Origin of the sequence: uncultured Microscilla sp. (genome assembly GCF_947493425.1) — a bacterium.
In the GTDB taxonomy this organism is placed as follows: domain Bacteria; phylum Bacteroidota; class Bacteroidia; order Cytophagales; family Microscillaceae; genus Microscilla.
This window is the reverse complement of sequence record NZ_CANLRP010000230.1, coordinates 1-11,071: the sequence shown is the minus strand read 5'-3', so window position 1 is coordinate 11,071 and position 11,071 is coordinate 1. Positions and strand designations below refer to the sequence as shown.

10 protein-coding genes are annotated in these 11,071 nt (G+C 36.3%); all 10 read left to right on the top strand.

Going from position 1 to position 11,071, the window contains the following annotated elements:
- The first annotated feature begins 212 nt into the window (after positions 1–212).
- The 10 genes from Q0954_RS30680 to Q0954_RS30635 all read left to right on the top strand — a co-directional run bounded on the left by Q0954_RS30680 (position 213) and on the right by Q0954_RS30635 (position 10,535).
- Positions 213–902, top strand: coding sequence for a TetR/AcrR family transcriptional regulator (locus Q0954_RS30680; RefSeq protein WP_299464667.1), 690 nt, complete (start codon positions 213–215; stop codon positions 900–902).
- 81 nt (positions 903–983) lie between these two features.
- Positions 984–2,639, top strand: a complete 1,656-nt coding sequence (locus tag Q0954_RS30675) for an Ig-like domain-containing protein (RefSeq protein WP_299464664.1) — start codon at positions 984–986, stop codon at positions 2,637–2,639.
- 1,056 nt (positions 2,640–3,695) lie between these two features.
- Positions 3,696–5,471 carry a tetratricopeptide repeat protein gene (locus tag Q0954_RS30670; RefSeq protein ID WP_299464661.1) on the top strand — a complete coding sequence of 592 codons (1,776 nt, stop codon included), beginning with the start codon at positions 3,696–3,698 and terminating at the stop codon, positions 5,469–5,471.
- 109 nt (positions 5,472–5,580) lie between these two features.
- Positions 5,581–5,985, top strand: coding sequence for a hypothetical protein (locus Q0954_RS30665; protein ID WP_299464658.1), 405 nt, complete (start codon positions 5,581–5,583; stop codon positions 5,983–5,985).
- 235 nt (positions 5,986–6,220) lie between these two features.
- On the top strand, positions 6,221–6,625 hold the full coding sequence (locus Q0954_RS30660; RefSeq protein ID WP_299464655.1) for a hypothetical protein: 405 nt from the start codon (positions 6,221–6,223) through the stop codon (positions 6,623–6,625).
- Between the two features lie 493 nt (positions 6,626–7,118).
- Positions 7,119–7,523, top strand: a complete 405-nt coding sequence (locus Q0954_RS30655) for a hypothetical protein (RefSeq protein ID WP_299464652.1) — start codon at positions 7,119–7,121, stop codon at positions 7,521–7,523.
- Between the two features lie 232 nt (positions 7,524–7,755).
- Positions 7,756–8,166 (top strand): hypothetical protein, encoded by a 411-nt coding sequence (locus Q0954_RS30650; protein WP_299464650.1) that lies wholly within the window; start codon positions 7,756–7,758, stop codon positions 8,164–8,166.
- A 669-nt stretch (positions 8,167–8,835) separates the two neighbouring features.
- Positions 8,836–9,240, top strand: coding sequence for a hypothetical protein (locus Q0954_RS30645; protein WP_299464648.1), 405 nt, complete (start codon positions 8,836–8,838; stop codon positions 9,238–9,240).
- 245 nt (positions 9,241–9,485) lie between these two features.
- Positions 9,486–9,890, top strand: a complete 405-nt coding sequence (locus tag Q0954_RS30640) for a hypothetical protein (RefSeq protein WP_299464646.1) — start codon at positions 9,486–9,488, stop codon at positions 9,888–9,890.
- 234 nt (positions 9,891–10,124) lie between these two features.
- The gene (locus tag Q0954_RS30635) at positions 10,125–10,535 is read left to right on the top strand and encodes a hypothetical protein (protein ID WP_299464645.1); all 411 of its coding nucleotides are present in this window, start codon (positions 10,125–10,127) and stop codon (positions 10,533–10,535) included.
- Positions 10,536–11,071: the final 536 nt, after the last annotated feature.

The window sequence follows — 11,071 nt, the reverse complement described above, 5'->3', positions numbered from 1 at the left end:
GCAATAAAAATAACGAAGTATCAAGGCGAAAAATCACCCCTCAGAGTGTAAATTTATTTTTGAACAATTCCTTATAAGGAATCAGGCTAAATAATTCACCTTGAATAAAACTTTCTTTTATGTGTATCAGTTAGAATAATAGTTTTACTATTAAAATAAAAACGTTTACTTTGAACTTTGATAGTAGTTTCACATCAAACCATAATTAAATAATGGGTGTTAGAGCGACCATTAAAATAAATGTCAATGATAATATCTACCTGAGAGACCCAGAACAAACTCAGTTAGGAAAAAAAATCATAAGCAAAAGCATCGACCTAATCGATGAGCTTGGCTTTGAGGACTTTACATTCAAGAAATTAGCCAATCAAATCAGTTCTACTGAAGCTTCTATTTATCGCTATTTTGAAAATAAGCATAACCTGTTGGTGTATTTACTGGTATGGTACTGGAGCTGGCTAGAGTACCAGATAGACTACCAAACCAACAACATAGAAGATACAGAAAAGCAACTTAAAATAGCCATTAGAATCATAGCTGAATCATTAAGTTCGCACAGTGAGTCTCATTTTCCTCATATCAACGAGGCTGCTTTGCACCGCATAGTAGTGTCTGAATCATCTAAAACTTATTATACCAAAAGTGTAGACGACGAAAATAAGTTTGGTTTTTTTCATAGTTACAAATCGCTTTGTAAAAAAGTAGCCAATATGATCAAAGCGTATAACAGCGACTACCCTTATGCCCATGCACTTACCAGCACAATGCTGGAATCGGCTCATCAACAAATCTTTTTTTCACAACATTTACCTTCTCTTACTGAACTTAAATGCACTGACTCAGAAACTTCTGAAATTATTCACTATCTGGATCAGCTTATTTTCAGGCAAATTAAAAAATAAGTAGTAGCGATTTCGACACAAAACACGAATTATCAATAAGTTTGCACCGCTAATTTTATTAGTTGATAAATTTTCCTGTTGATGATGACTCGTGTTATATACCTATATATAGTATACCTTGGTATGGTAGCTTGGATGCTCCTTAGTGTAAGTGGTTGTGCCAATATCATGGCACCTACTGGTGGTGCTAAAGATACTTTGCCTCCTACCATGGATACGGCTCGTTCGTACCCTAAACTTGAACAACTCAATTATAAAGACGACCAAATAGAATTATATTTTAATGAGTGGATCAAAGCACCCAAATTAAAGCAAGAGTTAATCATTACGCCAAGAGTAAAAGATTATACATTTAAAATAAGCAAGAAAAGGCTACGCATTACCTTTTTGCAACCATTAGACAGCAATACTACCTACAACCTTGATTTCCGGGAAAGTATTCAAGACATTACTGAAGGCAACCCTACACTAGTAAGGCTGGCTTTCAGTACTGGCAGCCAATTGGACACCATGGAAATAAAAGGAAAGGTAATGGTTCCGTTGACAAATAAGGCCGCTAAAAAAACCATTGTAGCATTATATAAAGTAGATGATACGCTTAAAGTAGACAAAGATGAACCCTACTACCTTACCCAAACCAATGATGCAGGTATTTACCACTTCAAAAATATAAAAGCCAATCGCTATAGATTATATGCCATTCAGGATGCCAACAACAATAAATATTATAATAAAAATGAATTGATTGGGTTTGCTCCCGAAATAGTTGACCTAAGCCAAGGAAGCCAAGATTCGCTTAACTTAAATCTGGTACAAGAAGATTATGACGCCCCTCGTATAATTGGGAAATTGCGTCAGAAACATTATTTTGAAATAAAATTTAACGAAGGTGTTCAAACACTCAAAGTAGATTCGGGGCAAACCAACCTGCGCCAAAAAGTATTGTATAATTTGACTGATGGTGGCAAGAAGTTGACTTTCTACAATATGCAAGGCTTAGACTCTTTGCGGCTTCGTATCATAGCTCAAGACTCTGCCCAAAACAGATTGAGTGAGGAGGTAAACATTCGTTTCAACAATAAGCCTGTCAAAGAGAAAGACAAAGCTACCTTTAAAATAGACATTCAACCTAAAAATACACTAGGCATTGTAGGAAACAAACTAGACCTTACCGTTAAATTTAGCAAACCTGTAGTACAGTTTGCAGCTGAAAAACTCCAATACTTGGTAGATGCCGACACAGTAAACCTAAAGCCATTGATAGACAGTAGCGCCAAGTTTGAATGGAACCAGTTTAAAACCCAATTAAACATCAGTCGTCCGGTTTCTTTCAAAAACACCATCAAACTAATAGCTGATAGTGCTGCATTTGTAAGTGCAGTAAACGACTCCAGCCAAATGGTCAGAACTACGCTCAACCGACTAGACCCTACCAAAATAGGTCTAGTAAATATTGCTATAGAAACCCAAAGCCCCCATTTTATCATACAACTACTCAATCAAGAATTTCAGGTAGTCAAAGAACGTAAAAGTGATGAGGTTACAAGTAATAGCTTTAAGTTTGACAACCTGGCTCCAGGCAGTTACAGCATCAGAATTATCATTGATGAAAACAATAATGGTAAGTGGGATTTCTCAAACTATAAGGAAAACAAACCCGCCGAAAATATTACGTTTTACCGCAGCTCTATTCAACTAAGAGCCAACTGGGAACAAAACATTACCCTGAAATTCTAAATAAACCACTTACAAGCAGGCTTTATCACTTGATAAAATAGGTTTATCGAACGTTATGGTAAAAGCAGAAAAATGATTTTGCCCAAATTTTATATTGATTTGTGGATAACCTTTACTGCTTGCTTTTCTTCGAAAACAACTCCTCAATGACCATTTAATGGGTTGAACATATTGCTACACCTAAATAATTAAATGGCTTTCTGCACCAATTGACAGTAAATACCTATCGAAATCCAAGCGATATTATCGAATGTAATGCTATTTATGTCAACAGACTCGACTATAAATGTGGATAACTTTGTGGATAAACCACTAATTTATCCACAAATGTTAAAAATCGACGTAGATAACTCTAGTTTTGAGTCACCCATCCCTCCACTACTTATCCACATTATCCACAAAACCTGTGGATAACCCTGAAAATTGTGTGGATAAGTGCCTGATTTGTCCACATATTTAGGTGGATAACTTTAACACAAATGTTGAAAAACTATAGGGGTGTGTAAAACCTTTTGTTTATCCACAATTTATCCACATGTTTATCCACCAAAAAACAGGGGTTATCAACATCAATTCTCGATCATGATTTTAGCAAAATAAACTGAAACAATGTGGATAAGTATGTGGACAAATCGAATAAGATGGGTATAACTCCTCGAAATAAAAGTGAACCTCGACAATGTATATTTAGCAATATTGGCAGGAAAATATTCTCAAGTGAAAAACAAAAGTTATCCACAGCATGATAATAATAATAATACTTAAGTAATTAAATAATTTATTATTCTTTATTTAAAAGAGGTTAGAAGCTTTTCGCTTGAAAGCAGAATTTTTTAAAAGATAAAAAAATCTTATCGATAGGAATTGTCGTTAATACTGTTACTTTCGAAATCTGTTTTCGAAAGATATTATTTTTATTGTAGTTTACTTTAATGTATGAACATGAATATTAGCCATGAAATAAAAAAAGATAAAAAAATGAATCAGACCATTACCAGATTTTTTTTGATGTTAGGGATTATAATATTTGCAAATTTGATTATGCTGCCGCAAACAGTGGCACAAAGTAAAAACCTACAATTGGCAGATGAGTACTTTCAGAAGAAAGAATATGAAAAAGCCAATAGCTTATATGAAAAACTTTCACTACGAACTACCTACCTAAAACAAGTATATGCTAACTACCTGGCGTCATTACTGACTCAAAAACAGTTTAAAGATGCCGAAAAATTAATTAAGCGACGCATGCGAGTTGAGCCTGAAAATCCTACTTTGCCTATTGATTATGGTTTTGTACTCGAACGACAAGGCAAGATAGGGAGGGCTGACAAGCAGTTCGAGCGGGTGGTGAATGACGTACGTAAGAAACCAGATCACGTGGTGTCAGCGGCCGCTGAGCACTTTGTGTTGCTTGATAAAGCAGCCTGGGCAGAGAAGATATACTTGAATGCTCGCCGAGGCATTGCCAACAAGTACCTGTTTGCGCAAGAACTGGCCAATGTGTATGCTACTTTGGGCAAGTTTGAGCCTATGATTGATGAATATATCAATGTGGTATTGGACGATCGCAAAAACCTTGAATCTGTCAAAGGAGCCTTGCAAGATCGCCTGACAACTCAAAAAGACTTAGAGAAGTTTGAAAAGATACTGCTTACAAAGCTACAGAAGCAGCCTGGTGAGATTATCTATAATGAGTTTCTACTCTGGATCTATTTACAGCAAAAGTTGTTTTACAGAGCCTTTATTCAAGCCAAAGCACTTGACCGTCGTTATCGCCAGGAGGGAAGTGAATTGTTGAATATCGGAATGATTGCCATGCGCAATGAGGACTACAAAAATGCCAAGCGAATGTTTGCCTATGTGGTAAAGAAGTATCCTAAAGGTAGCAATTATTCAGTAGCTCGACATTACTTGATTAAAGCCAAAGAAGCCGTAGTAAAGAACACTTACCCTGTAGCCAAAGCTGATATTGAGTCTTTGATTGGTGATTATAGCCAGTTATTGAAAGACTTGGGACGTAACTTTCGTACGTTGAACGCTATGAGAAGCATCGCATTATTACAGGCTTTTTATCTTGATAAGAAAGACACCGCGGTGGTTATTTTGAAAGATGCTATCAAACTAAGTGGGTATAACCAACGCTTTATAGCCCAATGCCGCCTCGACCTGGGCGATATTTATATTTTGAAGGGAGAACCCTGGGAGGCTACGTTGCTTTACTCACAGGTGGAGAAAACGCGAAAGAGAAGGCCTTTAGGGTACGAGGCAAAGCTGCGTAATGGGAAACTTTCTTATTTTAAGGGAGATTTTGAGTTAGCACAGGGACATTTAGATATTTTGAAAGAGGCCACTACCCGTGAAATTGCGAACGACGCGATGAATTTAAGTTTATTAATCAGGGATAATACTGCACTGGATATGGACACTACCAACTCAGCAATGAAAGCCTATGCTAAAGTAGAGTTGTTGATGTTTCAGCATAAAGATAAAGAAGCTTTGGATAAGCTGATTGAGATGGAAAAAAAGTACAAAGATCACAGTTTGAAAGATGAAATTTTATGGAGCAAATCTAAGCTGTTGCTTAAAATGGCTAAATTTCAAGAAACCATCGAAGTGCTTGAACAAATTGTAAAACAGCATGGGCAAGATATATTGGCGGATGATGCCCATTTTACCATAGGAAAAATCTATGAAGAATACCTTAAAAATTCTGAAAAAGCCAAGGAATACTACCGTAACCACTTAACAAAATTTCCTGGAAGTATTTATGTAGTAGAAGCCCGTAAGCGTTTCCGTATTATTAGAGGAGATTTTAAATCGTTGGAAAATTAGATTGAAAGGAAACTGGCAGGTGTTTATAACGTATTATTTGGTAAAAGATAAAACATACCTTTATTTTATTCTGAATTTTAGTACAAATAAACCAATAAATTATCAGGCAATGATAGAATTAGAGTATAAAAGCGATTTTCTGGAAGTTTCTTATGATTCGGAAAATTCTTGGGTAATAAGTAAGTGGACAGCCAATACCAGTTACCTCACTGTCGACCAATACAAACGCGAAATACACGCGCTGGTGAAGGCCTTCGCCAACCACCAACCTCTTGCTGGAAACTTGTCATTGGCTCAAAATTTTAATTTCATAGTCGACCCTGAGCTGCAAGAATGGGTCATGAAACAGTTTGAAGGGTATTTTCCTACCAGTTCGGCAACCATAGTAGCAGCAGAATTTGTATCGCAGTTGAGCATTGAACAAACGCTGCAAAGCCTGGATGGAGCACTTCGTTACTTTGATAATGAACCTGAAGCCAGGGAGTGGTTGCTTGACCAAGCAAAAGCAAGCTAAACCTTAAAGCTTAGGCATTAGCTTATGTTATTGTTTATTCTAATGGTTTGTGTGTTGAAAATGAAATAGTTACGAATGATATGTCTATAAATGTTTTGCCACATTATCGGAAGGGGAATTTTAAGCCATTGGAAAGGAAACTGACTAGTATTTATAACGTAGTATTTGATAGAGGATGAAATTAACCTTATTTTATTCTCTATTTTTGTATAATCAACCAATAAATCATCAGGTAATGATAGAATTAGAATATAAAAGTGAATTTCTCGAGATTTCTTATGATTCAGAAAATTCTTGGGTAATCAGCAGGTGGACACCCAATACCCGTCACCTTACAGTTGATCAGTATAAACCAGAAGTAGTAGCATTACGTCAGGCTTTTGTTGATCATCACCCCTTTGCTGGTAGTTTGTCTTTGACCCAAGATTTTCACTTTGTGATTGACCCCATTCTACAGCAGTGGGTGGTCCAACAGTTTGCTGGCTATATGCCTCCTAAGTCTGCGGTGGTAGTAGCGCCAGAGTTTGTAGCACAACTGAGCATTGAGCAAACGGTACAAGAATTGGAGACTGCAGTGAAATACTTTGCCAGTAAATCCGAAGCTCAGGATTGGTTGCTTGACAAAGCAAAAGTAAGTTAAACTTGAAGACTATACTATACATTAAATTGTGGTAAACACCTACCCCAGTGGTTTTGTGGGTAGAGTAAAAGAATTGTGAACTAATATTCTTTTCGTGTTATCAGGAAATTAAAAGAGTACTTGTATATGTTTATAATGTATGATACTCTACCCAGCTTTTTTAAAACGTACCACCCTCGCCTGCTCTCCGAGTACAAGCTCGCCTGCTCCGAACTTGATTATCCGCACCAATTGATACATCCCGCTATACAGAACTGATCGAAACCCTAAAATAAGTCATTTTTTGGGCACCGATATACATCGGTACCTAAGGATTCGTGGGCGGTTTGATTTAGCTTTGCTGAGTCCCCTATGGTCGGTTGTGAAGACACAAATCAGCACGAAAAAAGGGTAGAGTAAATGTATGATTTAGCAAATAATAATTTGTAGGAGTTAAAGCAAGTTTTGTTTTACTCTCTATTTTGAATATAGTAAACCAATAAATCATCAGGCAATGATAGAATTAGAATATAAAAGTGAATTTCTAGAAATCTCTTACGATTCAGAAAATTCTTGGGTGATAACCAGGTGGACACCCAATACCCATCATCTTACAATTGACCAGTACAAATTAGAAGTAGAGGCATTTCGTCAAGCTTTTGTTGACCATCATCCCTTTACTGGTAGTTTGTTGTTGGCTCAAGATTTTTACTTTGTGATTGATCCTGAAACGCAGCAGTGGGTGGTGCAACAGTTTGCTGGTTATATGCCCCCTAAATCTGCAGTAGTAGTAGCTGCAGAGTTTGTATCACAGCTGAGCATTGAGCAAACAGCGCAAGATTTAGAGGCTGCGGTGAAATACTTTGCCAGTAAATCCGAAGCCCAGGATTGGTTGCTTGATAAAGCAAAAGTAAGTTAAACTTGAAGATTATACATTAAATTGTGGTAAACACCTCTCCCAGTGGTTTTGTGGGTAGGAGTACTCTTTCTCATGTCATCAAAAGGTTATTTTAAGCTCCAGACAAATTAGATTGAAAGAGTGCCTACATCTGTTTATAATGTATGATTTAGTAAACAATCGTTTGTAGGCGTAAAGTGTGATGCATTTTACTTTCTACTTTGAATATATTAAACCAATAAATTATCAGGCAATGATAGAAATAGAATACAAAAGTGAATTTTTGGAAGTTTCTTATGATTCGGGAAACTCTTGGGTGATAAGTAAATGGACCTCTAATACCAGTTATCTTACCGTTGATCAATACAAGCGTGAAGTAGAGGCAGCACGCAAGGTTTTTATTGACCATCAGCCCGTTTTTGGTAATTTGTCATTGAATCAGGATTTTTACTTTGTGGTTGACCCTGAAATGCAGGAATGGGTAAACCAGCAATTTGAAGAATACCTTCCTTCTAAGTCAGCAATAGTAGTAGCATCAGAGTTTGTGGCACAGTTGAGTATCGAGCAAACAGTGGAGAGCATGGATGTAGCAATTTGTTATTTCGACAATGAGCAAGAAGCTAGAGAATGGCTCACTGATCAAACAAAAGCAAGTAAGGTTTGAACAAACGTACCCTACATTGTAGTAGCGTATTGCTATGGTTTGTTTGGATAGAATAAAAGGGTTACGAACTAGAAAAGAGTAATAGAATGTAGTGGTTATATAGATGCTTACTGAGCTTTCACCACATTTGTTTTGGGTTATTTTTATAAATCATTAAAAGCTTATAAGCATTTTCGTTTGGTCATAATCGATTTTTGAAGACTAGAAAACCAGGCTGAAAAGAAATCTAACAGGCACTTATAAAGTATTATTTCACAGAAAATAACGTATAGAGGGTAAAGTATGATTTATTTTGCTCTCTATTTTCATCAATACTTCGCAGTGATTTTCGTCAAAGTTGGTTGCTGGTTATCAGTCATTTATGAATTTAAAAACTATTTAATTGGGTGTTTAGGCGTAAAACCGACACACTTTTAAAAATAAAGTGAGTAAGCAATATTAATATACGCCACTGGTTTACAGCATTTAACAAGGTGAACATTTGCTCGAATCAGCTATCGACGAAATACTTCTAACTACGCTTTTTGTAAATAACTGAAAATCAGTGTGATACAAAGGCGTGGTTACTTGTGGAACAAGGTATACCTAGAACCTTGCACCTAGTCCCTAGAACCTTGTAGGGGCTATGGACTATTGTTTTATATAATTAAACCAATAAATAATCAGGCAATGATAGAATTAGAGTACAAAAGTGAATTTATAGAAGTTTCTTATGATTCGGAAAGTTCTTTGGTAATAACTAGGTGGACACCCAATACCCGTCACCTTACAATTGACCAATACAAACAGGATATGTTGGCGACCTGTCAGGTTTTTGTTAACCATTACCCTTTTGCTGGCAACTTGTCGCTGACTCAAGATTTTTACTTTGTGATTGATCCTGAAACGCAGGAATGGACAGCACAACAATTTAATGATTACCTACCCCCTAGATCTGCAGCAGTAGTAGCACCAGAGTTTGTGGCACAGCTGAGCATCGAGCAAACAGTACAAGATTTAAAAACAGCAGTGAAATATTTTGATAATGAATCCGAAGCCAGGGAGTGGTTGCTTGGTAAAGAAAAAGTGAGTTAAGCCCAAACTTAAAGCCTACACGTTAAATTGTGGTAGCACTTACCCCAATGGTTTGTGTGGAGAAAATAAAAAGCTTATAAGCCTTTTCTACATCATCGGAAAGGAACTTTAAGCCATTGAAAATGAGATTGAAAGGAAACTGATAGGTATTTATAACGTATTATTTGATAAGTAATAACCGAGGGTAAAGTGTGATTTATTTTGCTCTCTATTTTTATATAATTAAACCAATAAATAATCAGACAATGATAGAATTAGAGCATAAAAGTGAATTTCTGGAAGTTTCTTATGATTCGGCAAACTCCTGGATAGTGAACAAGTGGACAGCTAATACTCGTTACCTTACTATTGACCAATACAAGCAGGAAACATTGGCATTACTTAAGGTTTTTGTTGATCACCAACCTCTTGCAGGTATTTTGTCATTAACCCAGGACTTTCACTTTGTGGTTGATCCTGAAATGCAGGAATGGATGACAAAAATTTTTGAAGGGTACCTTCCCTCTAAATCAGCAATAGTAGTAGCATCAGAGTTTGTCTCAAAATTGAGCATTGAGCAAACTGTGCAAGATATGGATGTAATAGTTCGTTATTTTGACAATGAGCCAGAAGCTAAGGAATGGTTGCTTGATAAAACAAAAGTAAGTTAACCTGAAAGGCTACATATTAAATTGTAGTAGTTTGCTTTTGTGGGTAGAATGAAAGGGCTCCTGTAAGTATTTTTTGTGTTGTCAGGGAGAATTTTAAGCCATTGAAAATGAGATTGAAAGGAAACTGGTAGGTATTTATAACGTATTATTTGATAAGTAATAACTTGTAGAGAGTAAAGTGTGATTTATTTTGTTCTCTATTTTTATATAATTAAACCAACAATTTATTACGCAATGATAGAATTAGAGTATAAAAGTGAATTTTTGGAAGTTTCTTATGATTCGGAAAACTCTTTGGTAGTAGCTAGGTGGACAGCCAATACCCGCCACCTAACAATTGATCGATACAAACCGGAAGCAATGGCATTACGTCAGATTTTTGTTAACCATCACCCCTTTGCTGGTAGTTTGGCGCTGACTAAAGATTTTTACTTTATACTTGACCCTGAAACGCAGGAATGGGTGGGACAACAGTTTGTGGGTTATATGCCTCCTAAATCTGCTGTGGTAGTAGCATCAGAGTTTGTGTCACAATTGAGCATTGAACAAACGTTGCAAACTATGGATGGAACGGTTCGTTATTTTGATAATGAACCCGAAGCCAGAGAGTGGTTGCTTAGCAAAGCAAAAGTGGGTGAAATTTAAAAACTGTGCTGTTACTTAGTGGTGGCTTACCTTTAAGGTTTGTATAGGGAGAATGAAAGGATTACGAACTAGAAAAAGATAATAAATGCACTAATTTGTGCATAAGTCAGTATATTGAAAATAGATATCCCTATAAAATCAATGAAACGCATCACTATATAGCGTACATCATCAAACAAAGTTCAAAACAGAAAATAGATTCTTGTAGGTTAACTAGAATGTGTTTTCTGTTTTTTTTGTTATATAACTTTATGAGATTGGGTAAAAAGCAGGTGTTAAAAATTTTGGCTGTTGGTTGCTATTTAGTGGCTGTTGGGCAACTTTTTGAGTTGTGCCAAACTTACAGAATGCATCAGGCATTTTTATCGGAAGGACAAAAAACAACGGCATACCTTGGGTTAAAGTCGCAAAACTGGGCAAATACCAAGGAGTTGTATTGGGAAGTATCTTATTGGGTTTTTATACTGCGAACGGCATGGTTAACCGAAAATTGGAGAATTAAAAAAGGTAAGCTATTTTTAAAGTGACAAAACGAT

Bases quoted from the DNA above. Each gene is read 5' to 3' on its own strand.
- Q0954_RS30635 (WP_299464645.1), top strand. From the start codon at position 10,125: ATGATAGAATTAGAGTATAAAAGTGAATTTTTGGAAGTTTCTTATGAT.
- Q0954_RS30640 (WP_299464646.1), top strand. From the start codon at position 9,486: ATGATAGAATTAGAGCATAAAAGTGAATTTCTGGAAGTTTCTTATGAT.
- Q0954_RS30680 (WP_299464667.1), top strand. From the start codon at position 213: ATGGGTGTTAGAGCGACCATTAAAATAAATGTCAATGATAATATCTAC.
- Q0954_RS30645 (WP_299464648.1), top strand. From the start codon at position 8,836: ATGATAGAATTAGAGTACAAAAGTGAATTTATAGAAGTTTCTTATGAT.
- Q0954_RS30650 (WP_299464650.1), top strand. From the start codon at position 7,756: ATGATAGAAATAGAATACAAAAGTGAATTTTTGGAAGTTTCTTATGAT.
- Q0954_RS30660 (WP_299464655.1), top strand. From the start codon at position 6,221: ATGATAGAATTAGAATATAAAAGTGAATTTCTCGAGATTTCTTATGAT.
- Q0954_RS30665 (WP_299464658.1), top strand. From the start codon at position 5,581: ATGATAGAATTAGAGTATAAAAGCGATTTTCTGGAAGTTTCTTATGAT.
- Q0954_RS30675 (WP_299464664.1), top strand. From the start codon at position 984: ATGATGACTCGTGTTATATACCTATATATAGTATACCTTGGTATGGTA.
- Q0954_RS30655 (WP_299464652.1), top strand. From the start codon at position 7,119: ATGATAGAATTAGAATATAAAAGTGAATTTCTAGAAATCTCTTACGAT.